Source organism: Agrobacterium sp. LR_9, from assembly GCF_041954855.1.
GTDB classification, from domain to species: Bacteria; Pseudomonadota; Alphaproteobacteria; order Rhizobiales; family Rhizobiaceae; genus Agrobacterium; species Agrobacterium leguminum.
This window is the reverse complement of the sequence record NZ_JAVAYA010000027.1, coordinates 1-25575: the sequence shown is the minus strand read 5'-3', so window position 1 is coordinate 25575 and position 25575 is coordinate 1. Positions and strand designations below refer to the sequence as shown.

Sequence of the window (25575 nt, the reverse complement as noted above, 5' to 3'; positions counted from 1 at the left end):
TCTTTCTTCTTCTATGCGCCCATGCCGCTATCAAAGATACCATACTAAGATACAGGTGGCCGTAGCTTCTCGCCGATCAGCTCCGCTTTGCGCACGAGATCGGCGAGGGATCTCGCCTCCATCTTGCGCATGACATTGCCCCGATGCAGCTTCACGGTGACCTCGCTTATGCCGAGTTCGTAGGCGATCTGCTTGTTCATCAGGCCGCGGACAACGGCGCCCATGACCTCGCGTTCTCTTGGCGTCAGTTGTTCGGCAAGGGAGGTGACGGCGTCGTTCTGGGCGCTTTCGCGGCGTCGTGACGCATCCCGCTCCATCGCGGCCGCGACAGCGTCGAGAATGTCCTGTTCCTTGAAGGGCTTGGTCAGAAAATCCACGGCGCCCGCCTTCATCGCCCGCACGCTCATCGGAATATCGCCGAAGCCGGTCATGAAAATGATCGGCATCCGGTTGCCGACGCGTTCCAGCTGCATCTGGAAATCCAGGCCGCTTATGCCCGGAAGCCGCACATCAAGCAGCAGGCAGCCAGGCCGGTTCAGATTGGCTTTTTCAAGAAAGGCGCCGGCGCTGTCGAAAGCTTCGGCATCGAACTTCATGGAGCGGAAAAGATCGGTGAGCGCCTCGCGCATCGACACATCGTCGTCGACGATGAACACGATGGGTGACAGCGGCTCCTTTGTCGTCCTGCGTTGCTCAGGCATGTTCCATCTCCTGGCTGATCGGCATGGAAATGGTAAAGACCGCCCCGCCGAGAGGATGATTGTCACCAGTAAGTCTGCCGCCCCGTGCTTCGAGTGTCGTGCGGCAGATGGAAAGCCCCATGCCCATTCCCGTTTCCTTGGTCGTGAAAAACGGCGAAAACAGCTTTTCCTTCATCTGCGCCGGGAAACCCGGTCCGTTGTCGTGAACCGCAATATGAATATTGTCCCTGTCTTCACGTTCCTTCCGCACCGTGATGGTGCGATTGACGGTGCCCGCCTCTTCCATGGCCTGAATGGCGTTTGTGAGAAGATTGATGAGGACCTGCTGCAATTCGATCCTGACGGCTGTTATCGGCGGCGTGGCCGCTTTTTCCACATGCACCGTGCTTCTGCTGCGTTCCAGCTCATGTTCGAGAAGGCTTAGCGTTTCGTCGATGAACTCATCGAGGTCGAAGGTTTCCACCTTGCCGCTCGTATGGGCGAGCAGGCTGCGCGTGTTCTGGATGATTTCACTAGCGCGCTGCCCGTCGCGGATCATGCGTTCGGCCGAGCGGCGGGCGGCGGCGAGATCCGGCGGATCGCGATCGAGCCAGCGCAGCAATGTCTGCGCATTGACGATGATGGCGCCAAGCGGCTGGTTCAGTTCGTGGGAGAGCGATGCGGACATGGCTCCGACGGCCGCCGCCTTCGAGGCCTTTGTCAATTCCGCCTGAGCTTCAGCCAGCGCCTTCAGCGCCATTTCGCGCTGGGTGATATCCACCATGCTGACCACCACACGATTGAAGGAGGCCGCCTCCGCGGGGAAACTGATTGAAAGAAGCACCAGCTTGTCTTCGCCGCTGTCGGTGCGCACCACCACCTTGTCTTCAAAGACACCCTGATTGTCGATGATCGCCTGCAGCACATCGACGAACTTGCCGGATGAAGACACGACCGATCGCTGAAGGGTGCCGCGGATAGAGGAATCGTAACCCAGCATTTCCTTTCCGGCTTCATTCGATGCAACGACGGTGATGAGATCGATGCATTGCTGCGTAAAACCCGGATTGGCGCGGGCATGGGCCCGCATGTCGGTGATGCCCCGTTGCTTGAGGCCCATCAGCAGGGCGTGAAGCTTCGAATAGTCGCGTTCCCAAAGTGCGACGCGCGTACGATCGAAAATGGAGCGATAACGCTCCTCGCTTTCCTTCAGCGCCGCATTGACGGACAACATTGCCAGCCGGGCGGTCTCGGTTTTCAAAAGCAGCATGGTGGTGACGGCAAGTGCCGCAAGGGCGACGACCAACCGAAGCGCCGACTGGAAATCCGCATCCTGCGCGTGGGTCGCTGCATAGGACAGGAGGGAAAGAATGGCGCAGGCGCAGGAGATCACGATCAGTCCCGACCAACTTACAGTCTGCGCGGCCAAAAGGACCGTGATGACATAAAGCACCGCGATCGCGCCTTCTATGTCGGTATAGGTATCAACGTAAAATACCGCGGCCGCCAGCGCCAGCGCCCCAAGACCAAAAGCCAGATGGTGCGCTCCACCTTCCGGTTCGCGCGCGCGAAACATCCTTGACGCAATCGACATTGTTCCCCCGATGCGATTTTTGCCGACAATACGGTTTTTTCAGCACAACCTGACCTATACATAGGTCTTGGTTGCCACCGTCGTCGAAACATCAGGATAGCGGTAAAACGGCACGGCGATATATCGAAAAATCCGCATATATGGCCCGTCTTCCACAGGCCATGCCTGATGGCCCGAGGTGACGTCCAGCCCAAACGGTGGGGAAAAGAGCGTGCAAAGACCGTTGCATTGCGCGCCGGGCCTCCGGGCGTCAGGCGGCTGCCGGACTCACCGTGATCGGGACACCCTTGTAGGAAGGCGTTCCGGAAAGGCGGTCATAATGGCCGAGCGCCACCACCGCATTCATCTCCGGATAATAGCCTGCGGCCGATCCCTTCGGGATATTGTATTCGACCGCCGTGAAACCCTGAACGAGGTGTCGGCCCTCATTTTCCGGGCCGATGCCGTGAATATCGATGCGATCACCATCCTTCAGGCCGCGCGCGGCAAGGTCGTGCCGGTTCATGAAGATGATGTCCCTTCGGCCGAAGACGCCGCGATAACGGTCATCCATGCCATAGATCGTCGTATTGTACTGATCGTGACTGCGGATCGTGGTCAGCACGAGTGCTTCCGGATTGGAGATGAGCGGGTCTTCCTCAAGTCCTGTGGCGACGAGGAAATTGGCCCTGCCGCTCTGCGTGTTCCAACGGCGGAAGGAGGCCGCGACATCGAGGCGAAAACCGCCTTTTACCCGAACCCGGCTGTTGAAATCCCTGAAATCTGGAAAGACCTCTTCGATCTTGTCACGGATTCGGTCGTAATCGGCAATCAGCCAGTCCCAATCAATTCCGTGACGGTTTCCGACGGTCGCCTTGGCGATGCCGGCGATGATGGCGGGCTCTGACCTCACCAGTTCCCCTGGTGGATTGAGGAAACCGCGAGAGGCATGCACCATCGACATCGAATCCTCGACTGTTACAGCCTGCGGTCCTGACGCCTGAGTATCCAGATCGGTGCGTCCAAGGCAAGGCAGGATCAGCGATGTCTTTGCTGTCAAAAGATGAGAGCGGTTGAGCTTCGTTGCGATATTAACGGCCAGATCGAGGTTGCGCATGCCCTCGAAGGTCGCGCCTGTATCCGACATGGCGACGGCGAGATTGCCGCCGAGGCAGATAAGTGCGCGGGATTTGCCGGCGATGATTGCCTCCACGGCTTCTATCGCGTTGTGACCCTTCTCCGCAGATGGGCGGAAACCGAAAGCGCGCTCCATGCCGTCCAACAGCGCCTTGTTCGGGATTTCGGTAATGCCGACGGTACGGTCTCCCTGAACGTTGGAATGGCCGCGAATGGGCGCTATTCCCGCCCCGGGGCGGCCCATATTTCCACGCAGCAGCAGGAGATTGGCGATCTGCTGTACGTTGCTGGTACCCTTGGCGTGCTGGGTTATACCCATGCCGTAACAGATAATGACGTTAGAAGCGTTCACATAAATCCTCGCAACACTCTCTATAGCCTCCTTCGTCAGCCCGCTGACTGAGCAGATCATATCCCAGGACGTCGCGTCGATATCGGCGCGAAGCGCGTCGAGGCCTGCGGTATGTTCATCGATGAAAGCCCGGTCGAGTACGCCGCCGCGGTCCGCCTGAAGGCTCTCCGCATCGAGTTCGAACACCGCCTTCATAATGCCCTTGAGGGCGGCGAGATCGCCTCCGGTGCGAAGCTGGTGATAGGCGGAGGCGATTGGCGTCGAAGAGAGCGTCGCCATCTCGATCGGGTCCTGCGGCGCGGCGAACCGTTCGAGCGCGCGTTCCTTCAGCGGATTGAACACGACGATCGGCACGCCGCGTTTTGCGGCATTATGCAGAGTCGTCATCATGCGGGGATGGTTGGTGCCGGGATTGTGGCCGAAGCTGAAGATCGCATCGGCATGATCGAAATCCTCCAGCGTCACCGTGCCTTTGCCGACACCGATGGATTTCGGAAGGCCGACGCTTGTCGCCTCATGGCACATATTGGAACAGTCAGGGAAATTGTTCGTGCCATAGGCGCGCACGAAAAGCTGGTAGAGAAACGCAGCCTCATTGGATGCCCGGCCGGACGTGTAGAACTCAGCCTTGTCGGGGTCGTCAAGCTTGTTGAGTTCCCGTGCGATCAGGCTGAAGGCATCGTCCCAGGCGATCGGTTCATAGCGGTCCTTTTCGGAATTGTAATGCAGGGGAAGGGTTAGCCGGCCGGCATCCTCAAGCTTGTGATCGGTCCATTGCCACAGTTCGGAAACCGTATGCTGCGCGAAAAATTCGGGTCCGGATCGTTTCGCCGTCGATTCCCAGGTGATTGCCTTGGCGCCGTTTTCACAGAACTCGAACGATGAGGTGTGTTTGGGGTCGGGCCAGGCGCAGCCGGGACAGTCGAAACCTTCGGGCTTATTGGCCTTGAGGAGCGTCATCGTGCCCTGTGCGACGATCTGCTGATGCGCGAGCGTTTTCGCGACAGCTTTCAACGCATCCCAGCCGCCAGCGGGATGATCGTATTTTTCAATACCTTCCGGCCGCTCTTCTGCCATGTCGGAGTTCCTTCGATTTTGCAGATTGACGATTGTCGTGCCCGCTGACGCTAGCGCAACTGCGGATGGGTAAACATCATACTCAGGCATAGGTTGCCTGCTCCCTGGAGGGCGGAACGAAAAAGGCCGCCTCCTGCGGCGGGGGCGGCCTTGGCGGATCGGGAGGAGATCCGCGGCTCCGGGAGAGGGGATACCGGAGTTCATGGCTTCTGCGAGCCAATCGCCCTGGGGCAGGGCGACAGGCAAAAACTATCCCGGGTGGGAACCCGCCGAAACTACACTTAGGTATCGGGTGGACTGTACCACCAGCCGATTTCTCCCGAGCCATTCTTCTTTCTATCCTCGGTGCCGATCAGACAGCCGCAACAGGGGCGCTCAACATCGGGCGGTCGATTGCAAAAGGAGAACGATCATGGACATGACCACAGTTGCCAGCAACCGCAAGCTTCCACTCGCAACGCCGACTGACCTCGGTGCCGAAGCGAGCCGCGACATCGCCGCCGCATTGACCGCCCTGCTGGCGGATGTCTTCACGCTCTACATCAAGACCAAGAATTTCCACTGGCATGTTTCCGGTCCGCATTTTCGTGATTATCACATGCTGCTGGACGAACAGGGGGCGCAGATATTCGCGATGACCGACGACATTGCTGAAAGGGCGCGCAAGGTCGGCGGCACCACCATCCGTTCCATCGGTCATATCGGCCGCCTCCAGCGTCTCCTTGATAATGATGCCGACTTCGTCACCCCGGAGGACATGCTCGCCGAACTGCGCGAGGACAACAAGCAGCTGACCGCCATCCTGCGACAAACGCACAACCTCACCTCCGACCTCAACGATCACGCCACCACCAGCCTGATCGAAAACTGGATCGACGAGACCGAGCGCCGCACATGGTTCCTGTTCGAAACCACCCGTCGCTCCCGCTGAAGCCAGGCAGGAAACCGACATGACCGACGATCCAATTGCGCTGGCGCTTTCGAGACGACGTCTTCTGCTGGCCGGTGCCGCGCTTTCCGCTGCGATGGCAGTGCCATCAACAGCCTTTTCAAAATCCATCCCATCCCGCAACGAAGGAGCATTTCCAATGACCGAATCATTCGTAAAGACCAAGGACGGCGTCGATATCTATTTCAAGGATTGGGGTCCGAAGGATGCCCAGCCCATCGTGTTCCATCACGGCTGGCCGCTATCCTCCGACGACTGGGATGCCCAGATGCTGTTCTTCGTAAACAACGGTTACCGCGTCGTCGCCCATGACCGTCGCGGCCACGGCCGTTCCCAGCAGGTGAGCGACGGTCACGACATGGATCATTATGCCGCCGATGCATCCGCCGTTGCCGAACATCTCGATCTCAGGAATGCTGTTCATATCGGACACTCGACTGGCGGTGGTGAGGTCGCGCGTTACGTCGCAAAATTCGGCGAACCGCAGGGCCGTGTCGCCAAGGCCGTTCTCGTCTCCGCCGTTCCGCCACTGATGCTGAAGACGCCTTCCAATCCCGGCGGTCTGCCGATCGAAGTCTTCGACAGCTTCCGCAAGGGTGTGGCCGAACACCGCGCCCAGTTCTTCCTCGACGTGCCGACCGGTCCGTTTTACGGCTTCAATCGTCCGGATGCCAAAGTCTTTCCCGGTGTTATCCAGAACTGGTGGCGTCAGGGTATGATGGGCAGCGCCAAGGCCCATTACGACGGCGTCAAGGCCTTCTCGGAAACCGATCAGACGGAAGACCTGAAGGCGATCACGGTGCCGACGCTCGTTCTGCACGGCGATGACGACCAGGTCGTGCCGATCGCAGATTCTGCCGAATTGTCGGTCAAATTGCTGAAGAATGGCACGCTGAAGGTGTATAAGGGATATCCGCACGGCATGCTGACAACTCATGCCGACATCATCAATCCGGATCTGCTGGCCTTCGTGAAGAGCTGATCACCGGTAAAGGGTCGCCGCCGGAAAAAGCGGATGGCGGCCAATTTCCCGCGCGGAAGGAGATTCCGATGCCGTTCAAACCATCTTATGAAGACCTTGCCCTTCGTGACGGCATCGCCAGCCTGCCCGAGATGGAGGACATCCAACTGGAGCTTCCTCTGTCGCAGCAGGCCGAGGCGGAAAATCGCGTCGATGCGAAGCCGGATCCTTCGAACAACGAAACGAAATTTCAGGTCTGATCGATGTGATTGCCGTCCTCGACCGTAGCTTATTGTATCAGCAACCAGACAGGCTACATCGAGGTACCGTTTTCGGTTTCGATGGAAAACTCTCGACACAACGCTTCTCCATCAAGTGGCGCAATATCGTTATTCATGATGGAGATCCGAGATGACCAACGCCGTGTCGCGTCCGAAACAGGTAGATGTTGATCGTATCCCGGCTGTTTCTTTCGACCTGCTGTTGCGTCACCAAACGTCGGATTTCGCACGGCTGACACTTCTGGATACAAAGTCGGCCTGAAGCAGAAGAGAGAGTGCGCCGGGACCGGCGCTGCAGACTTCTCGCGTTACGGGGTGAGAACGGCTCGCGGTTCGAGCATGCCGTCGAGACCGAAGGCACCGATCTCCCTGCCGATACCGGATTGCTTGAAACCGCCGAAGGGCGCGCGGGGATCATGCGGTGCGCCGTTGATGACGACGCGGCCGGCCATCAACCTCTCGGCGATGCGTTCGGCGCGTCTGATGTCGGATCCAAGCACATAGGCTTGCAATCCGTAGTCGCTATCATTGGCGATTTTGACGGCCTCATCTTCGTCCTCATAGGCGAGAAGACACAGGACGGGACCAAAGATTTCTTCGCGGGCGATGCGCATTTCGTTCGCGACATCTGCGAAGATTGTCGGGCGGGCGAACCATCCTTTTTCAATCCCGGCCGGGCGTCCGGTTCCGCCTGTCAGCAGGGTTGCTCCTTCTTCGACACCAAGCCGGATGTAAGTCTGGATCCTTTCCCACTGGGCAAGGCTGGCGAGAGGGCCTACCCGAACCTCCGGATCACGGGGATCGCCAACTTTGAATTTTTCAGCCGCCATCCTCAACCGCTCGGCAATCTCGGGGAGACGGGACCTCGGAGCCAGAATGCGGGTACCCGCGACGCAGGCCTGGCCGCTGTTTGCAAAGCCCGACATCAGGGCGACAGGTATAGCCTTGTCGAGGTCGGCATCCGGCAGGATAATGGTGGGTGCTTTGCCTCCCAGCTCCAGAACCACCCTTTTCATGCCGTCAATCGCCGCTCGCTGAATGATCTTTGCAGCCTGGGTGGAACCGGTGAAACTGACGGTCGCCACGTCGGGATCCTGCGTCAGCGCCGCGCCGACCACCGGACCCGTGCCGTTGACAATGTTGAAAACTCCTGCCGGCAGGCCGGCCCGATGCAGCCTTCTCACCAGAATATCCGTCTGAAACGCACTCTGTTCGGCCGGCTTGATGACGAGGGACGAGCCTGAACCGATTGCATGCGCAAGCTTGGTGGCGATAAAACCGAAATTGCTGTTCCAGGGCGTGATGGCGGCGAGAACGCCGCGCGGCAGCATCCTGACCGTGCTTTTGCCCACGACCCGGTCAAAGTCGTAGTTCGCCACGGTCTCAGCCATAACATCAAAAATCGACGCTGCGTTTTGAACGGAGAAAGCCGTGAAATAAGCGGGCGCGCCGTATTCTTCGGTCATGACCTGCGTAAGCTCATCCGGTCGCTCTTCGATCGTATCGCGCAGGCTGCGCAGCATGTCGATACGCTGCGCCTTGGTGGATGTTGCCATGGCGGGAAAAGCCCGTTTCGCGGCTGCCACTGCGGCCCTTGCATCATCGGCATTGCCAAGCCGGACATCGCCGATTTTTTCTTCCGTCGCCGGATTGAAAAGGTCCAGCCGTTCATTGCCGTCTGGCACCACAAATTTACCGTCGATATAGATGTGTTCAATTGATCGCATTGATCTGGCCTCTTTTAAGATGGTTGGAAATCCGGCTCGTCTGGCCGCCGCGGAACGCGCTGGAGGCGCGCCGCATGGGTGCAAGCAGGCTTCATTGAGTTGATCAGAGGGATGGCAGGAAGAAGTGGAAACGCGAAAACGGCTGCGGCGGGCGCCGAGCCGTTCCCTTGTGGTCACATCGATGAGACCGCGCCCAGAAGTCCCGCAAGCGGCGAGGGATCGTCGGATGTTGCATCATATACGCACGGTGCTGCAAATATCGCCGCAAACACGATGGCGATGACAAGCGCACGGGCGGAGACAACAGGCTTAAGCGAGCTTGAGCGTAACATCGATGTTCCCCCTGGTTGCCTTCGAATAGGGGCAGATCTGGTGGGCATCCTCAATGATGGCCTGTGCTACGGGACGATCGATCCCGGGCAGGCTTACCGACAGGCGAGCCTGCAGGAAGAACTCGCCGCCCGTCGTGCCGAGGTCGACCTCCGCATCGACGGCGGTGTCGGCGGGAAGCCGGAGCTGGCGTTTCGCCGCCGCCTTTGTCATGGCGCCGATAAAACATGCCGACCAGCCGGCCGCAAAAAGCTGTTCGGGATTCGTGCCAGGCTTTCCGCTGCCCGGAGGCGAGAGCTTGATGCCCAGCGCGCCATCATCGCTCTGCGCCGATCCGTCACGCCCGCCGGTCGTGTGGGTCTTGCCGGTATAAAGAACAGTCTCGATCTTGGTCATGGGAGGCTCCTTTCATTTGCCGCTGCTGCGGCGTTTCGTGATAGGAGCTTTGTGATGGATCAGCGTATCCGGCATGTTTCCGGAAACTGCGAAACTGTATCGAAAAGTATCGGCGCTTTGTCACTGGTTATCGTCGACCCGTTTCCCTGTCAGGGAAAAGCCACCTCGGCCGCAAGCCCGCCGCCCTGCCTGTTATAGAGGCGAACCGAGCCGCCGATCGTTCCGGCGAGTTGCTGCGCGATCGCCAGTCCGAGACCGGTTCCGCCCGTATCGCGGTTTCTCGATGTTTCGATCCGGAAGAAGGGCTGCATGGCATTTTGCAGCATCTCGTCCGGGATGCCCGGCCCCCGATCGAGCACCGTGATGACCACTGTGCCTTCACCACGCCGGTCCACTTTAATCTCGGCGCTGCCGGCGAATTTGAGGGCGTTATCTATGAAGTTCGTCAGGATTCTTCGCAATGCATGGGGCTTTGTCGACGCGGTGCCGCGCACCATGCCGGCAACCGTTACGGCTTTTCCGGTATCCTGATAGTCGTAGGCAATGCTGTCGATGAAAGAGGCCAGATCGATACGGGAGGATTTCTCGCCATTGCCGTGAGCGCTGCGTGCGTAAGCGATCCCATCCTGCACCAGACGTTCGATTTCACGCAGGTCACTGACCAGCTTTTCCTTTTCCGGCGTATCGTCTGCCATATCGGCCCGCAACCGCATCCGGGTGATGGGCGTCTGCAGGTCGTGCGAGATCGCCGCAAGAATCTGGACGCGCTCCTCGAGATATTGCGCGACGCGATCGCGCATGGCGTTGAAGGCGCGGGCGGCGTGAGCAACTTCGCTTGGGCCGCTCTCACTCATCGGCGACCCCTTTTCCCCCGGATCCAGCGCTTCGGCTGCCGCAGCAAGCGCGCTGAGGGGTCTGGTCGTCTGTCGCACTGCAAACCAGGTGCAGAGGAGGAGAAGCGCCATCTGCGCGGCGAAGACATAAGGCAGCCATTCCGCCAGGGGCATCACGCCGCGCGGTGTCACGTCGATCGTCAGGGGCGAGCCGTCCGATAGCGTCAGGTGCGCCTGAAGCCGCTTGCCGTCGCCGGGAATGGACTCGACCCTGACGGGAAAACGGTGTCCCGCGGCTTCCTCGATCCTCTGCGCAATTTCAGCGCCGCGGCCGGTCATGTCGGAAACACCGGGAAGACCGGGGCCGAGGACGAGTTGATAATTGTTGCGGCTCAGGCGATGGACCCATTGCGCCCGCTCTTCCGCAGGCAGGCGGTCGATGATGGCGATCGATACCGCCAGATCCTGCTCCAGAGTGCCGAGCATGACCGCCTTTGCCGACATATATCGTTCGGCAAAGAGGATGCTGAACGACAGGCCGTAGGCGATGGCGAGGCCGGCAAAAAGGATGATGAAAAGTCTGGACCGCAATGAGCGCGGCCACCAGCCGGCGAGCAGGCGCGGGCCGTTCATATCCTCGGCTCCGAAATCTCCACGGGCACCGCAAAGACATAACCCTCCGCCCGTACGGTCTTGATGTAGATGGGTTCGCGCGCGTCATCCCCCAGGCGCTGGCGCACGCGGCTCACAAGAAGATCGATCGACCGGTCGAAAAGCTCCGCATCGCGTCCCTGGGTGAGATTTAACAGCTGGTCCCGGTTGAGGACGCGCTGGGGATGATCGATGAAGACCCTGAGAAGCCGGTATTCAGCCCCGCTCAGGGCAACGGTCGTTCCCTCCCTGTCGAGCAGGTGACGGCCCACCGTGTCGAGGCGCCAGTCACCAAAGGTCAGGAGCTGCCCGGCCTCGCTGATCTGCAGATTGGGAGGCAGCATCCGCGTGCGGCGCAGGATGGCCTTGATCCGCGCAAGAAGCTCACGGGCAGCGAAGGGCTTCGACAGATAGTCGTCGGCTCCCATTTCGAGCCCGATAATGCGATCCATCTCGTCATCGCGGGCGGTCAGCATCAAGACCGGCGTGGCTTTGTGTTTCCCCGCCCGCAGCTCACGGCATAGGACCAGCCCGTCATCGCCAGGCATCATCACGTCGAGCACGATGAGATCGACGGTATTGCCGTCGAGAAAACTTCTCATCTGCCGTCCGTCGGCCGCCACGCTCGTGCGCAGGCCGTTCTTCTTCAGGTAGCTGGAAACCAACTCCCGGATTTCCCTGTCGTCGTCTACGACGAGAATATGGTCGATATGTTCCATTGGATGCCTTCGTCGTCCGGACGGTTCGAGTGGCCCGCTACCGCGTTCCCTGCGTCACATGCAGTAAGACAACGGTTCGCGGGCTTCGGCAAGTTTAAAGCTTTGCGACGTCCAGAACAGCCCTGGCAAAAGCCTCGGGTGCTTCCTGCGGCAGGTTGTGGCCGATGCCGCCGCTGATGTTGCGGTGCTGGTACTTGCCGGAAAACTTCGATGCGTAGGCGGAAGGATCCGGATGCGGCGCGCCGTTGGCGTCGCCTTCCAGCGTTATCGTCGGCACGGTGATGACGGGAAGTTTCGCAAGCTGGCGCTCGTAATTATCGTACTTGGCTTCTCCGTCGGCCAGTGCCAGCCGCCAGCGGTAATTATGGATGGTGATGGCCACATGGTCGGGATTGTCGAATGCGGGGGCCGAACGATTGAAGGTCTCGTCGCTGAATTTCCAGGTCGGAGATGCCGTCTGCCAGATCAGGCGCACGAAGTCGCGGGTGTTGGCGGCATAGCCCGCACGGCCGCGTTCCGTCGCGAAATAGAACTGATACCACCAGGAGAGTTCCGCCTTGGGCGGAAGCGGCTTCTTGTTGATCTCCTGGCTGCCGATAAGGTAGCCGCTGACCGACACGAGCCCGGTGCAACGTTCGGGCCAGAGCGCCGCCATGATGTCGGCGGTGCGAGCGCCCCAGTCATAACCGGCAACGACGGCCTGCTTGACGCCGAGCGCGTCGAGAAAGGCGATCATGTCGACCGCAAGCGCCGCCTGCTGTCCGTTGCGTGCGGTGTCGTCCGAGAGAAAACGGGTCGTGCCATACCCGCGCAAATAGGGGATGAGTACCCGATATCCAGCCGATGCAAGGATGGGTGCAACATCGACATAGCTGTAGATGTCATAAGGCCATCCGTGCAGCAGCAGCACGACCGGGCCGTCTGCGGGGCCGGCTTCTGCATAACCGACGCTGAGTACGCCCGCTTCAACCTGCTTCAGGGCGCCAAAGGAGGTGGCTCCGTCGCGTCCGGTTGACGGCTGAGGCGAAGGCGCTTCGCCCTTGGCATGAGCAAGGCCTGCGGCCCCGAATTCGACGGCGGCAACCGTCATTGCGGCAATGCCGAAGAAGCGGCGGCGCTGGAAATTGATCTCGGAATTCATTGCTGTCTCTCCTGTCCATGTTGGATGCGGGCAGGTAACGCGGTGCGTGTATCCTCGATGTGTCGCAAGGAGGACGAATGTGAATGGTTTTGTAGCAGGGGGCATTCCGGATACAGACTGATACATTCGGTCCGCCCTCCTTACGCAATCAGCCGCCCTGGTGTCTGGGGCGGCTGTGTTGGATTTCGAGGCGGTCGCGGTTTATTTCGCGGATTGCCGGGCGGCCTGTTCGATGACGTCTGCGACCTTTTCGGGCTGGGAGGCAAAGACCGCATGGCTTGCCGCAATTTCGGTCACCGCACTGCCGGCGCGCTTGGCCATGTCGCGCTCGAGATCGGGGTTGATCGAGCGGTCCTGCGTTGCGACAATCGACCAGCTTTTCTTGGTTTTCCAGGCGGGTTCGCCGGCTTTGGCGGCAAAGGCGGCCTTGGCGGCGAAGACCTGACTTCTTGCCATGAAGGCCGCGTCCTCACGCGGCAGATCGCCGGCGAAATCCTGTCCAAAGACGGCGGGATCGAGATAAAGGAACGCGCCATCCTTCGTCGGCTTGATGCCGTTGCCAGCCGGCGGTTTCGAGCCGGCGAGGTCGAGAAGGCTCTCTCCCTTCTCCGGCTGGAAGGCGGCGACATAGACCAGCCCGGCCACATCCGGCCGGTTACCCGCTTCCGAGATCACCATCCCGCTGTAGCTGTGCCCGACAAGCAGGCTCGGCCCCTGCTGGAGATCGAGAACACGGTTGGTGGCCGCCACGTCATCGGCAAGAGAGGTGATGGGCTCCTGCACGATCGTGACGTTGAAACCACGGCTTTCAAGGATGTCTGTCGCCCTGCGCCAGGCCGAACCATCCGCCAGCGCGCCATGGACGATGACGATATTCTTCACCTCTGCCGCCTGTGCGGCAAAAGCGATCAGTGCGGTTGCGACGGCAAGCGCGAATTTTGGCATGAGACGATGGTGCATCATATTTCTCCTTTGGTTTTGATGGGAACGGGAGGAAAATCCGGATCAGCCGAAAGTGAAGGCATAGGCCTGCACGCCGGGGTCGAGGAAGCGGATGGCAAAGGTTCTCGCTTCGACGGCGCCGGACTGGCGGACGAGCTGGTAAAGACGGGTTGAGGTGACGACGCCATTGCCCTCCGCATCCGTGTCAGCGCCATGGTCCGCACCCGGCGGATGCCCGTCGATGGTGACCTGGAAACGAACCGGTTTTCCGGCTGCATCCGGCCCAAGGACCAGATGCAGGTCACGGGCGCTGAAGCGATAGGTGATGCCGCCATCAGCCGCATCAAGTGTGGCCGCCTCCGCGCCAACCGTCCAGGTGCCGGAAAGTCCCCATTCGTTGAGGGAAGGCGTCTTGACGGAGTAGTCGCGCGGCGTGTCTGCACGCATCGCCTCGTTGGATGCGAAGCTTCGAGCCTGCCGGTAGCCTATATAGGTTTCGCCCGAGCGCATGTGCCCGATATCCGCACCGGCTTCGGCTCCTGCCGCCTGCGGGCTCACCGGTGCGCTGGCGGAGGCGCTGCTGCCGGCCTCGCGCAGCAGGTCCTGGATCGCCTCTTCGGTCTGCCGGTAGTTGTCCTCGCCGAAATGGTGGTAACGGATCTGGCCCCTGGCATCGATCAGGTAATGTGCCGGCCAATAGCTGTTATCAAAGGCGCGCCAGATCCTGTAATCATTGTCGATTGCCACCGGGTAATCGATCTTGAAGCGGGCGACGGCCTGTCTGACATTGTCGATCTTCTTTTCGAAGGCGAATTCGGGGGCGTGAACGCCGATGACGACGAGGCCCTGATCCCGGTATTTGTCCGCCCAGGCACGCACATAGGGAATGGTGCGGATGCAGTTGATGCAGGAATAGGTCCAGAAGTCGATGAGAACGACCTTGCCACGCAATTGCTCACGCGTGAGCGGCGGGGAATTGAGCCACTCCACGGCGCCGTCGAGGGATGGGGCCTTGCCCTCAACCGGCAGCTCCGACCGTGCCGCGGCGGCGCTGACGCCCGCCGCCGCCACTTCGGGCGCTATGGCGGTGTGAAGCCGATCGAGCACCCGCTGTTCGAAGGATGCCGTGCTCGCATAGGATATCTGCGACAGGAAACCCGTATCCAGCCCGAGCGCGATGACCGCGACGCCGGCAAGCACCGCCGCGCCAAGCACCTGCCGGATCCGCTCGCTGAAACCCAGCGACCGCTTCATGGCTGCAAATACCCTGCCGCCGACGAGGATGGCGACGGCAAGGGAGGTCGCAGCCCCGGCGGCATAGGCGGCAAGCAGCAGGCTGGTTTCCAGATTGGCCCCCTTCAGGGCCGCACCCGTCAGCACGAGCCCGAGGATCGGTCCGGCGCAGGGCGCCCATAAAAGGCCGGTGGCGATGCCGAGTAACAGCGAGCCCGCGACCGTCGGCATTGCCCCGGGCTTGCCGGCGGCATTGGCGAGCCGGTTGCCGAGTTCGACGACCGGACGGGTGATGATGCTGGCCGCATGCGGCGAGAGCAGCCCGACGCCGAAGACCGCAAGCAGCGCAAGAGCCGCTAGCCGGCCATATTCATTGGCGCTGATTGCCCAGCTGCCGCCCACCGCGGCCAGCGTCGCGACGGCGCAAAACGTTGCCGCCATTCCCGCAAGCAGGGGCAGCGTGCTGCGCAGGAACGGTTGCCCCGCCCGCGCAAAAACGAAGGGAAGGATGGGCAGGATACAGGGGCTGAGAATTGTCAGCGCCCCTCCGAGATAGGCAATGACCAGAAACGTCATCATCTTTTCCTTTCAGGCAGGAGTTCGGGGCTCCGGGCGGCGAAGGCGACCCGGCGATGGCGCCAATTTCCCGGCCCCACGTATCCCTGATGTGTCGGGGCTTCGGTGAATTTGTAATCGAGTGTAAAAGCCGCCACCGGCGCACGGCCGCTAAAGCGAAACCGCATGTCCCCGTCATTTGTCACTGCGCATAGCGCGTGAAGACGAAATCATGGTCCTTGACGTTGCCCTCGTGGCAGGAGAGACAGGTCTCATGTTGCGCGGCATCCACCGGCTTGCCGTTGACAAACCGCCCGAAGCCCCAGCCGTGGCTGCCGGCATATTTCTTGGAATCTTTCACCATCACCTGCACGGTGGTTGCCGCTCCCGGCACCGTGGCTGGCGGAAACTCCGTGGATTGCTGCCGCTTATAGGCAAGCTTCACCAGTATCGAGCCATCGGGAAAGGGCAGGGTTCCGCTTTTGTAGGCGTTGGCGGCGACATCGTTTGCCAGAACAGCGCGAAGCTCGTCCAGCGGCGGCGCTTCCTGCGCGGGCGCGATGAACGTCCAGTCACGATATCCGTCAGGAAGAGTGACACCATAGATGGGAGAGGCGTTTTGCGGCGGTGTGTCCGCTGAACTTGAATAAACGGTTCCAAAACCCGCTGCCGCAACCGATAGGGCGACGGCGAAGAAAATCTGGCTTTTCATGGGAAATCCTGCCTGATCCGAAATAGATCAGGTCATGATCTGCCCTGCAGGTATCCGGCATGTTTCCTGAAATCCGCACTTATGTATCAAATCGTAGCAGTGCGCACCGCCACGGGGGCAAGGCCGCGCTTAAAGGCCGGCGATCACCCTCTTGCGATCTCGGGCCCGGATTTCCTCGCAAGGCTCATATTCGCCCAGTGATCAGGCTCCTCCTCATCCGTGCCCACACCGTCGCCCGCCGGCTGAATTTGCGCAAAATCCTTCCGAAACAACGAGAAGTCGTGAAACTTTTTCGGGTGCGATGAGTTTGGTGCAGGAGCACTCGGCTCAAATTTCTCGCTGCATATAATCACCCGCTACGCGGAGGATTGGTCATCCTTTCGGAGGAGATACCACATGAATTCCATCATCTATCTAGTCGGACTCGTCGTCGTTGTCCTGTTCATTCTCTCATTGCTGGGGCTACGCTGATGGTTGATCCAACGGGTATCGAAACAAATCCAAACCGCAGCTATGTGGACTGGCCAGCGATTTTCGCCGGTGCCGTCATCTCCTCGGGCGCCATGGCAGTCCTCACCGCATTTGCGGGCGGCCTGGGCCTGAGTTCCATCTCGGCCGACGATGGCGGCGAGATCAGCACAGTCTGGCTCATCATAACCGCGCTCTTCGTCATCATTTCCATGGTCGGCTCATACATGCTGGGTGGCTATATTGCCGGCCGCATGCGTCGGCCTGCCGGCGCTGCCGACAGGAACGAACTGACGGTCCGCGATGGTGTGAATGGCTTGGTCGTATGGGGACTAGGGACGGTCGTCTCGGCGTTTCTCGCGCTCGGCGTGCTGTCCGGTGGCGCCAAAGCTGTCGGCAGCGTGGCGCAGACCGCCGTCGAGGCCACGGGTTCCGCAGTCGGCGGCGCCGTTCAAGGGGCTGGCCAACTGGCAGGCGGCATCATTTCCGGCGCTGGCAGTGCAGCCGGTGGTCTGGCGCAAGGAGCCGGTCAGGCTGCCGCACCCAGCATTGAGCAGATGCTTCCGCAAGGTCTGAGAACGAACCCGATCGACTATTTCACGGATACGCTACTGAGGACCGATACGCCCGCCACCCCTCAGACGGGTGAACAGAGCGCCGGTGACTATCAGCGCCAGATTAGCGGAATCCTCGGCAATCTGATGGCGACAGGCGAGATATCTGATGCCGACAAAACATGGCTCGCCAATCAGGTCGCTGCCCGCACAAACATCAGCCAGACCGATGCGCAAACGCGCGTGAACCAGACGGTTGAACGTGTGCAGGCCGTCAGGGCGGAAGCACAGAAGAAGGTCGATGAAGCGCAGAAGCAGGTCGAGGCCGTGAAGGCTGAGGCACAGAAGGCATTGGACGATGCCAAGACGAAGGCTGCGGATGCCGCAGAAAAAGCACGGGTCGCAGGTATTCTGACAGCATTCCTGCTGGCCGCTTCCGCGCTCGTTTCCGCTGCGGCTGCCTATATCGGCGCAGTACACGGCGGCCGCCACAGAGACGAAGGCCGCATCTGGGGTGGGCTAGCCTACCGCAAGTAACCAGAGCGATGGCAAGAAAATCGGCTTTTCAAAAAAAGACCTGCCCTGACCAAATTCCGGGCAGGTCATACGTTTTAGGCATCTGGCATCACGGACAGGGCCTGCAGCAAGGCAAGTGCGACCGTGGATGCCGCCAGGATTGCGGTCAGCGCCAGTGGCGCGGTGGCGCTGTAGGAATCCACTGGCTGGGATCGTCGCCGTATTACCGAACCCATTTGCGCAAGACATTCTCGTGGACATCAAGATCACGAGCAGCCTGCGCAACAATGACCCCACGTTCCCTGACCAACTTCACTGCTTCAAGCTTATACTCGCGGCTGAATATTCGTCTTTGCATTCATGCTCTCCGGTTTCAGGAGGAACCCTTAACTCGCTGTCCATGAAACCGGCAGCAGGCCAGTGAATGGGTCTTTGACATGATCGGCCCTGACGGCACAGTCTTCCCGAACCATCATCGTTATGTCGAGGTCCGGCCAGAAGAGAGGATCGCCTATACGCTGCTGTGGGGCGAAAACGGGCCGAAACATGCCGATGCCTGGGCCTCCTTTGAAGATCAGAATGGCGCGACGAAAGTTGTGCTGGGCATGGTGTTCAGCACGGAAGCCGAGTTCCAGCAAGCGAAGGGTTTCGGCGCCGTGGAGCTGGGTCAGCAAACGCTGGGCAAACTGGAACGCTTCGCCAAGGCGCTATAGATGCGCGGAGGTGTTCAGTGATTTTTACTATATCCGGGATAAAATCGCTTTTATACTTTGTGTTTTTATCGTTATTCGGCGATAAATTTGGTTTATTGGATACTCAATGAATTTATAGGAGGCTAGGCCAAATATGATGGTCAGTGCCAAAGCGAAGAGGGTCATTACCCCCAGTGCAACTAAGCCGGGCGTCAAAAATAGATTTACTGTTTTTTCAGAAACTTGGATCATCAAGTTATGAACGAGATATATCGAGTAACTCGCATTCCCAAGATAGATCAATATTCTATTTTTTGCGACGAAACCATTTTCCTCAAGAAGTACGCAGCCGTAAATCAGCAATAGCCCAGCGAAGCCCCAAGTCATAGGGCGCAATATGTTATGACTGGAGCTCAGCTCCAAACCGCGGCCTGTTGCAGCGATGAGTAGCGCTCCCATAGCGATGAGGAGCCAAGCGCATGTTCTGTTTCCTGACGAAAAACTCGCGCGTCCTGAAACATAAAAAGCTCCGAAGCCCGCCCCAAAAGCAAAGTCCAAAATTACGGGGCTCGTATAGTATTCTAGGTAGGGATTTAGTACGAAAATCATTCCGGCACCAACCAGGCACGCCAGAATTGTTACCAGGAGCACTATTCTCAATCTAAAATCGGGCACAATAAGCAGCAAGGCAAATAGCGCATAGAAAAACATTTCAAAATTTAGTGTCCATCCAACAGATAAAATTGGCTCCCACAGGCCGTTGCGCATAAATGGGATAAAGAGAAGTGATTTCCAAACGTAGCTGAGTTGCAGATCAAGCACGCCGATGGGGCGAAACCCAATGAGGAACAGGGCTACGATAGCTGACGTCATTATCCAGTATATAGGAACGATACGGGCAATTCGATTAAAGAAGAACCTTGCCGGGTCGCTGTCTTTGTTGAAGGTTGTCAACACCATAATGAACCCGCTAAGGACAAAAAAAATGTCTACGCCAGCAGCGCCGAATTCATAGGTTTTTGCCCCTGGAAACAATTTATCTATATTCGGCATAAAATGATGAAAAAAAACTAGGAAAGCCGCTGCTGCTCTCAAAACTTGCAAATTGATTATCATTACATGTGTCCTCGAAATACCGTTAAGAAAATATAACGAATGAGAAATTTATGGTGCCACACTCTCTTTCCAATTTCATATTTTCAGGCTGGATGGTCGTTCTGTTACTTTTTGCCGGCCCTACGAACGGAACGTGTCTATCTGATCAAATTGTCGTCACGCCTAATTCAGAAATTGCTTTTGAAGGAGATAGTTTGACCTATGGCTATGATGAAACCGAAATGGCGGGTGCACAAAAAATCAATGGTGCATGGCCGCGAAGAAGCAAAATTCCTTTTCCCGAAGAGGTAGGCAAAATTCTGGTGAATTTGCAAGTCACGAATCATGGATTTCCAGGTGACAGAAGTCGCGAAGGCATCAAAAGATGGGCGTCACTGAAAACTGCCAGTTTAACGGTCTTGATGTATGGGACCAACGACTTCGGCAACTTCGGTAAGCTGGAGAGGTCGCTTACCACGGAAGAATTCAAAGTGAACTTAGAACGCCTAATCAAGCGCCGCACACTCAGGGGCGGTCAAGTTCTTCTCGTGACCCCTCCACCGATTGCTGAGAACGCAGTAGACGCTGGTTTGGAGCCGTATCGTGAGGTCGTTCGGAATATGGCGCGTCAACGGAATTTGCCTTTGGTTGAGGCATCGGCAGCAATGTCAGATGTTCCTCACAAATGGGTAGACGGTTTGCACCTAAGTGCGGCGGCTAATCAATCGCTTGCGCGTGCTGTTTCTAAGAAAATTTGCGTTCGCGCACCCGATCACGCCCGCGACTAAACCGCATTTGAGTGTATTCTGAGCGTTCGTGCAGTGTACCAGTTTCGTAATGCTTTATTCGCAGGGATTTCGAAACGTCGCCATACTACCGCGCTAATAAGTATTGTTAGTCCAAGTCCGCTAAGTACAGTCAGAACGGCATATATTAGAGGATATTCCACGACGGGGGATGTAACTTTTTCGACAATTTGTAATACAAATGGGTGGATTAGATATATTGCATAACTGGCGGAGCCAATCGTAATCACGGGCGAGTAGTTCAGATATAGTCCTCGTTTTTCCAAGCCTATCAGCGTGAAAATTATTAAACTCCCTCCAAGCCCCCAAGTGGCAGGCCTGATAAAACCCTCAAACGAGGGAAGGGAAATAATATCGGGTATAGCTACGAGCAATCCTCCTGCTAACGCACTGCTAATCAAGCTGTAAGCAGGGAGTCGTCTGAAATCGTATGCCAATGATAAGTGAGCAAGCCAAACACCTAAAGCGAAGTCCAGCATGATCGGGTTTGTGTAAAATCGTGCGAATACCGAATCTCCAACGTTTAACACCAAGGGTAGTCCACCCAAAATTGTCACAATCAATGTAACGAAAATCGAGGCATAAATTCGATATTTCATTTGTACAAAAAATCCAAATAATAAATAGAAAAATATTTCGTAAATCAATGTCCATCCGACGTATAGAATAGGATAGTCCACTCCATTTCTGTGGACTGGAAGAAATAGAAAGGACTTAAGAACACTGTCAAGCTGAAGACTGATCACGCCGATTGGCTTCAGTCCTAGAAAATATGTGGTGCAGATAAGCAAATTAAGTAGCCAATACAATGGTACTATCCTTGCCATACGGTTGAAATAGAATTCTAATATTGTTGTTTGCGATTTTTCGGTGCTTGTTACCATAAGAAAGCCGGACAACACGAAAAATATGTCGACACCGGCATTTGCGGAGACGAATATGGGAAGATCCTCATATGCGCGTCGCAAGTTGGGGACGATGTGCACATAAACTACCATCAACGCGGCGACAGCTCTGAGGGCGTGAAGGTTCTTGATCAAGGTCGCTTCCTAGGCTAAAAGTTTTTTCGATATTTTTGATATTTTAAGAAAAAAATGATTGGGATCAAAATGAGTTCAGTGGTTATGTCGTCACTACTCTATGGCAAGTTCCTAGAGATAGCTGCATTATTTAAACGTAACAAGCGCGAGCGCCAACCCGACGAATGGGTGCGTGGGCACGTTTTCTTTCCGGTAATTTCGATTGATGGTGAGAAACTGTCGCATGTGGTTATGCGGCGAGGCGAAGCCAACAACTACGAATATCGTGCCTTGAGTGAAGCTGAAAAACAGGAAATGTTTTCCGATTTGGCTTGGTGAGTCTTGCGAATAATATTTATACATAAGGCTTTTCAAAGTGCAGCGACGAAGACTTAGCAGACCGCGGCAATACGATGAATTGCCCAGCTTCATTGTGGCGCTACCGATGTACCCTGGGCGCATAATTGTGTCTCGTGGGGTGATCCGTTTATTTACATTTATTTTTGGCTTCTTGTTGCAATGTAACATCATTCCGATAGCGTTCGGAATTCCGTTTCTTCGGATTACGGACATGATAGTTATAACAACTCTTCCTATATTGTATATTGTATACATTAGACTGTTTAATTCTGCGCTTATTTTAATATATCTTTTGCCCGTGATGTTTGCATTCCTAACGTCTCTATTATTTTTCACTGATAGGGGGAATGGGGAACTCTATTCATCCGTATTCACGTTTTTATACATAATTTATTTTCTCCCTTTTACATTTGCCTTGCTTCGAGATGGCTGCCTAGATTTGTTTTGTTGGGGTATTTTGGCAGGATTTGCTGCAACTACTTTTTGTTTGTTTGTTGATTTGTATGTTCCATATACTCTTACAAATGTTGGCCTGGCCCTTGTCTTTGACTATCAGGCCGTCGCTGATGCTGCAGCAAACGGTGACTATAATGCACCTCTTCTACGCTTCGAGAAAGCGGGTGGACTTTGGACGCACGGAAATGAAGCTGGTCCGGTGTTCGCATTGGCTGCCGCCGCTGCGGCGTATTTGGCAGAGAGGCGTCGCAGCTTTTTTATATTTGCGTCATTTGCAGCTATATACCTAGTTTCGTTTACTGCTACATTAAACAGATCGGGAATGGGTACAGTCGTCTTAATAGGGCTGATGTCGTACATGTCGTCGTTGTCGAGCCGAAAAATAACTTTGACATTGGTGTATGCCATCCTTGGGATTATGGTTGTCTTACTGATGTTCTCCTTTGGCTCATTCGATTCGATCGATGGCGCGATCTCAAAAAGGTTTCTTGAGGACGAGAATGCTAGCTCGAATATTTTCGAGCGGCTAGAATCTCTCGGCTATGGCATCCAAGTGGCTCTAAACAATCCTTTTGGTATAGGGCTTATTTCTAGGATTGCCGAGATGAATATGTTCAGTCACTTCGGAACGCCTCACAACGGTTTTGTTTCTACTGCCTTCACGGCCGGTGTTTTAGTTAGCTTTTTTGTTGTCACGTCAGTTGCATATATCTTTTTTCGTTTTAGAAAAATTAGATTTTTTCTTTACGTCGCAGTTACGCTGACGTGCGGCTATCTTTTTGAGGAATTGGATGTCAATGCTGCCTTTATGTGTTGGGCTGGTTTGTTAATAGGTTACACTTGTTTGGATCTCGATTATCGCTTGGTTCGGGGACGGGCAATTTTGCGATACCTGTCGAAAGAATTTCGTAATCAGCAGTCCTTGTGCTCTGAAGGCACTAGTTTACCTTCGACGAAGGCCTGAGACTAACAGCGTGGAAACCATGTCCCGTTTTCTACCAATCCAGAATAGTGGTTTTAGTGATCTCCTAAAGGTTCAAGATTTCACAGTCACGGTTTCTCCGAGTTTTTCAATTACTTGACGCCAGTTTGTTTTGTAATTTAGCCCTGTTCGGCTCTGTGCGGGCCGATTTTTGATTTCCTCATTCATCTCCGGTCTGTTTGCCTGTGCTATACTCTTCCTGTTCTGCGATGAACCGGGAGACGTTCCGGTTTTACGTTGGATCAGCGCCGGTTGTGGGAGGGGACGGTCACTCTCGCATTCGGGGTTTGACGGTGAGTGTCCTTCGATAACGGCGGAGGAGTGATGGATTGGTTAGCGGCTCTATTCTTGAAAATATAACGTTCTTCGATCAGAAACCGGATGTCGCAGTCGCTATGGAATGCGCGGAGCTCGCATGTATTCACGATGACATTTCGTCATTTTCAATGAGTTATGAAACGCTGATTGGTGAAGTGGGCAGTACCCTTAGTCAGGGGCAACAACAAAGAGTTCTCATTGCACGAGCATTGTACCAACGTACGGAGATTCTTATTTTGGATGAAGGGACAGCCCATCTTGACGAGCGTGTTGAGACGCAGCTTCTAGAAAATGTAAGAGATTTGGGGCTTACTGTTGTTATGGCAGCTCACAAAGAAGAATTGGGGAGGTTCTGCAATAAAATTTGGAGATTTGAATGCGATGGTATTATAGAATCAGAAAGACAGCATTAGTTTCGTTAATATTGCTTTTTTCTTTATTTATATTTGTTTTTTTATTTTTTCCTATTTGGGGTGCGTTGTTATGTCCGCGTTGTTTTGGATTTAAAGAAGTTGCATCTGGTATTTATGTTGATGCTGAATTGGACGATGATAGGGAAATAAGTAAAATTTCAAGCAATGTTGATATCGCGCTATCTTTGGTGAGGAAAGTATACGGAGCGGTCAGAGCTCCAATGCCGACGGTGTTTTTGTGTAGCTCGGCGAAGTGCTTCACACGCTTTGGTAATCAGGGAGAGAAAGCCTCATCTTATGGGCACTGGGCAGTGGTTGTTTTTAGTGATGGAAACAATCCCGTTATTTTGGCCCATGAGCTTTCTCATGTCGAGACTGGCTTTAGGATCGGATTTTATGGCTGGGCCTCTATTCCTGCTTGGTTTGATGAGGGGCTTGCGGTGGCAGTATCTCGAGATAGCCGATATTTGGAAATCGGACCATCCGGCACTCTTTCTTGTAATAAATTGTCTGGCGGAGTCTTGATAGCCGATATCGATGAGTGGTGGCAAAAAGCCAGTGCGGGAGACGTTGATATATATAGTGCTGCTGCATGTCGGGTTGTAAATTGGATAAATGGTAAAAATGATATCGGCGCTGTGGAGGAGCTTCTCGATGAGTTGCGCGAGGGTGGGGATTTTGAAAAGCTTTTTAAATGATCTCTAGAATATTTTTCGATTAAAATCGGGCATTTTCAACGCTGTTTTTTGTTTTGGCACGTGGCTAACTCTTTTTTCAATTCCCCGTTTATGCACGTCCATCGTGATCGTATTATATTGATTATGTTCCATCAAAAACCAGGAGACATTCTGTTTTTGCTTGGAGCCAGCTCCGGTCGTGAGAGAGGGCGTCGCTCTCATATGTGGGGTCTGACAAGGAAATTCCGTCAAGGATTGAGGAGAATGGATTTGGTTTGTGGTGGGCCTTTCTCTTTCTCTGGAGTTCGTTGGCTGAAGGACTGGCTTTGCCAGGCATAAACCGCTGATGCGGGGCACTGATAAGTGTCTTTATTCCCCCAGGTGGCAATTTTCAGTGCCCCGTTGCAGTGCCCATCGAGCTGAAAGGCGGATGGGAAAAGAGATGAAGTTCACAACACGGTCGCAACTACGTCGCGCGATAGGAAAGGTATGTTCAAATGGGTCTCTTTGAAATGTACGTTCTTGCAGCTCGTGCAGATACAGCCCTGATGAGGCGAAGGGTAGCGAAGATTATGAATCGTCGACGCAAGAAGCAATATTTACACAACCGGAAGAAGAATCCAGATTTGGAGACCTAGATGAAGAGAAGAGTACACCTTCGACCTAGGAGGATTCCGCAAACATATATTTACATAGATATATATGTGCGAAACATATAAAATATATGCTGTGTTGAATTGTATAAGAATATTGAGGTCGGATGAAAATTCGCGGCCAGAATCTTGTTTTGCGGCCTGCAATTTGCGGATTGCGGGACGAAAACGCGTAAATATATGATTTTTATGCTGAAAATGCCGATATGGCTGGAGAATGATTATGCGTGGAAACTATATGAGTGAGATAGAATTGATTGGAGTGGAGATCAGATTCGAGTGGCTATCGATTACAATAACAATATCAAGATATTGTT

The 25575-nt window shown here is 55.7% G+C and carries 24 protein-coding genes and 2 pseudogenes; 11 read left to right on the top strand and 15 right to left on the bottom strand.

The annotated features are described in order from the left end of the window. Positions 1-44: 44 nt before the first annotated feature. The 3 genes from RAC79_RS22285 to RAC79_RS22275 form a co-directional block, all read right to left on the bottom strand. Positions 45-701, bottom strand: coding sequence for a response regulator transcription factor (locus tag RAC79_RS22285; protein WP_142844502.1), 657 nt, complete (start codon positions 699-701; stop codon positions 45-47). Further along, positions 694-2274, bottom strand: coding sequence for an ATP-binding protein (locus RAC79_RS22280; protein ID WP_142844501.1), 1581 nt, complete (start codon positions 2272-2274; stop codon positions 694-696). The genes RAC79_RS22285 and RAC79_RS22280 overlap by 8 nt, the downstream gene beginning before the upstream one ends. Before the next feature lie 250 nt (positions 2275-2524). After that, on the bottom strand, positions 2525-4819 hold the full coding sequence (locus tag RAC79_RS22275; RefSeq protein WP_174039785.1) for an FdhF/YdeP family oxidoreductase: 2295 nt from the start codon (positions 4817-4819) through the stop codon (positions 2525-2527). A gap of 412 nt (positions 4820-5231) precedes the next feature. Between RAC79_RS22275 and RAC79_RS22270 the strand changes: the two genes are divergently transcribed. The 4 genes from RAC79_RS22270 (at position 5232) to RAC79_RS22255 (ending at position 7272) form a co-directional block, all read left to right on the top strand. Beyond that, the gene (locus RAC79_RS22270; RefSeq protein WP_065656035.1) at positions 5232-5750 is read left to right on the top strand and encodes a Dps family protein; all 519 of its coding nucleotides are present in this window, start codon (positions 5232-5234) and stop codon (positions 5748-5750) included. A 19-nt stretch (positions 5751-5769) separates the two neighbouring features. Beyond that, positions 5770-6750, top strand: a complete 981-nt coding sequence (locus tag RAC79_RS22265; RefSeq protein ID WP_174045004.1) for an alpha/beta fold hydrolase — start codon at positions 5770-5772, stop codon at positions 6748-6750. Positions 6751-6818: 68 nt separating this feature from the next. Further along, the gene (locus RAC79_RS22260) at positions 6819-6989 is read left to right on the top strand and encodes a hypothetical protein (protein ID WP_162934162.1); all 171 of its coding nucleotides are present in this window, start codon (positions 6819-6821) and stop codon (positions 6987-6989) included. Positions 6990-7140: 151 nt separating this feature from the next. Further along, a complete protein-coding gene (locus tag RAC79_RS22255; RefSeq protein WP_272872071.1) occupies positions 7141-7272 on the top strand; it encodes a hypothetical protein in 132 nt (43 codons plus the stop codon). A 46-nt stretch (positions 7273-7318) separates the two neighbouring features. On the opposite strand, the gene RAC79_RS22250 is transcribed toward RAC79_RS22255, so the two are convergent. The 8 genes from RAC79_RS22250 to RAC79_RS22215 all read right to left on the bottom strand — a co-directional run bounded on the left by RAC79_RS22250 (position 7319) and on the right by RAC79_RS22215 (position 16249). Then, positions 7319-8737 (bottom strand): aldehyde dehydrogenase family protein, encoded by a 1419-nt coding sequence (locus tag RAC79_RS22250; protein ID WP_174045001.1) that lies wholly within the window; start codon positions 8735-8737, stop codon positions 7319-7321. A gap of 309 nt (positions 8738-9046) precedes the next feature. Continuing rightward, positions 9047-9463: an organic hydroperoxide resistance protein gene (locus tag RAC79_RS22245; RefSeq protein ID WP_060726459.1), complete on the bottom strand. Its 417-nt coding sequence runs from the start codon at positions 9461-9463 to the stop codon at positions 9047-9049. Positions 9464-9612: 149 nt separating this feature from the next. After that, the gene (locus RAC79_RS22240) at positions 9613-10929 is read right to left on the bottom strand and encodes an ATP-binding protein (protein WP_174036665.1); all 1317 of its coding nucleotides are present in this window, start codon (positions 10927-10929) and stop codon (positions 9613-9615) included. Further along, positions 10926-11666 carry a response regulator gene (locus tag RAC79_RS22235; RefSeq protein WP_026372362.1) on the bottom strand — a complete coding sequence of 247 codons (741 nt, stop codon included), beginning with the start codon at positions 11664-11666 and terminating at the stop codon, positions 10926-10928. The genes RAC79_RS22240 and RAC79_RS22235 overlap by 4 nt, the downstream gene beginning before the upstream one ends. A gap of 94 nt (positions 11667-11760) precedes the next feature. Next, entirely contained in the window at positions 11761-12807 is a 1047-nt protein-coding gene (locus tag RAC79_RS22230) for an alpha/beta fold hydrolase (RefSeq protein ID WP_374997545.1), read from the bottom strand. A gap of 201 nt (positions 12808-13008) precedes the next feature. Further along, positions 13009-13767, bottom strand: coding sequence for an alpha/beta fold hydrolase (locus RAC79_RS22225; RefSeq protein ID WP_065656079.1), 759 nt, complete (start codon positions 13765-13767; stop codon positions 13009-13011). A gap of 45 nt (positions 13768-13812) precedes the next feature. After that, on the bottom strand, positions 13813-15558 hold the full coding sequence (locus RAC79_RS22220; RefSeq protein ID WP_374997544.1) for a cytochrome c biogenesis protein DipZ: 1746 nt from the start codon (positions 15556-15558) through the stop codon (positions 13813-13815). Between the two features lie 181 nt (positions 15559-15739). Continuing rightward, positions 15740-16249, bottom strand: coding sequence for a cytochrome P460 family protein (locus tag RAC79_RS22215; protein WP_142844494.1), 510 nt, complete (start codon positions 16247-16249; stop codon positions 15740-15742). Positions 16250-16719: 470 nt separating this feature from the next. Here RAC79_RS22215 and RAC79_RS22210 point away from each other — a divergent pair, with 470 nt between their 5' ends. Then, positions 16720-17808: a hypothetical protein gene (locus RAC79_RS22210; protein ID WP_142844493.1), complete on the top strand. Its 1089-nt coding sequence runs from the start codon at positions 16720-16722 to the stop codon at positions 17806-17808. Positions 17809-17882: 74 nt separating this feature from the next. Here the strand turns inward: RAC79_RS22210 and RAC79_RS22205 are convergent, their stop codons facing one another. Continuing rightward, complete coding sequence (locus RAC79_RS22205) at positions 17883-18023, bottom strand: hypothetical protein (protein WP_162540016.1); 141 nt, start codon at positions 18021-18023, stop codon at positions 17883-17885. After that, positions 18014-18145, bottom strand: a pseudogene (locus RAC79_RS22200) (transposase); the annotation flags it as partial. The pseudogene RAC79_RS22200 and the gene RAC79_RS22205, both read right to left, overlap by 10 nt. Positions 18146-18209: 64 nt before the next feature. On the opposite strand from RAC79_RS22200, the pseudogene RAC79_RS22195 reads away from it, so the two are divergent. Continuing rightward, positions 18210-18500, top strand: a pseudogene (locus tag RAC79_RS22195) (SRPBCC domain-containing protein); the annotation flags it as partial. Positions 18501-18527: 27 nt separating this feature from the next. Here RAC79_RS22195 and RAC79_RS22190 read toward each other — a convergent pair. Beyond that, the gene (locus RAC79_RS22190; protein WP_142844492.1) at positions 18528-19595 is read right to left on the bottom strand and encodes an acyltransferase; all 1068 of its coding nucleotides are present in this window, start codon (positions 19593-19595) and stop codon (positions 18528-18530) included. A gap of 50 nt (positions 19596-19645) precedes the next feature. On the opposite strand from RAC79_RS22190, the gene RAC79_RS22185 reads away from it, so the two are divergent. Continuing rightward, the gene (locus RAC79_RS22185) at positions 19646-20362 is read left to right on the top strand and encodes an SGNH/GDSL hydrolase family protein (protein ID WP_142844491.1); all 717 of its coding nucleotides are present in this window, start codon (positions 19646-19648) and stop codon (positions 20360-20362) included. Here RAC79_RS22185 and RAC79_RS22180 read toward each other — a convergent pair. Continuing rightward, positions 20359-21420 carry an acyltransferase gene (locus tag RAC79_RS22180; protein WP_065656022.1) on the bottom strand — a complete coding sequence of 354 codons (1062 nt, stop codon included), beginning with the start codon at positions 21418-21420 and terminating at the stop codon, positions 20359-20361. The two genes, RAC79_RS22185 and RAC79_RS22180, sit on opposite strands and share 4 nt — an antisense overlap. Positions 21421-21489: 69 nt before the next feature. Between RAC79_RS22180 and RAC79_RS22175 the strand changes: the two genes are divergently transcribed. The 4 genes from RAC79_RS22175 (at position 21490) to RAC79_RS22160 (ending at position 24626) form a co-directional block, all read left to right on the top strand. Next, on the top strand, positions 21490-21738 hold the full coding sequence (locus RAC79_RS22175; protein WP_161987799.1) for a hypothetical protein: 249 nt from the start codon (positions 21490-21492) through the stop codon (positions 21736-21738). 478 nt (positions 21739-22216) lie between these two features. Continuing rightward, complete coding sequence (locus tag RAC79_RS22170) at positions 22217-23179, top strand: O-antigen ligase family protein (protein ID WP_161987798.1); 963 nt, start codon at positions 22217-22219, stop codon at positions 23177-23179. Between the two features lie 347 nt (positions 23180-23526). Further along, positions 23527-23928, top strand: coding sequence for an ATP-binding cassette domain-containing protein (locus RAC79_RS22165; protein ID WP_142844488.1), 402 nt, complete (start codon positions 23527-23529; stop codon positions 23926-23928). Continuing rightward, the gene (locus tag RAC79_RS22160) at positions 23892-24626 is read left to right on the top strand and encodes a hypothetical protein (RefSeq protein WP_161987797.1); all 735 of its coding nucleotides are present in this window, start codon (positions 23892-23894) and stop codon (positions 24624-24626) included. Before RAC79_RS22165 ends, RAC79_RS22160 begins: the two co-directional genes overlap by 37 nt. Positions 24627-25575 lie beyond the last annotated feature (949 nt).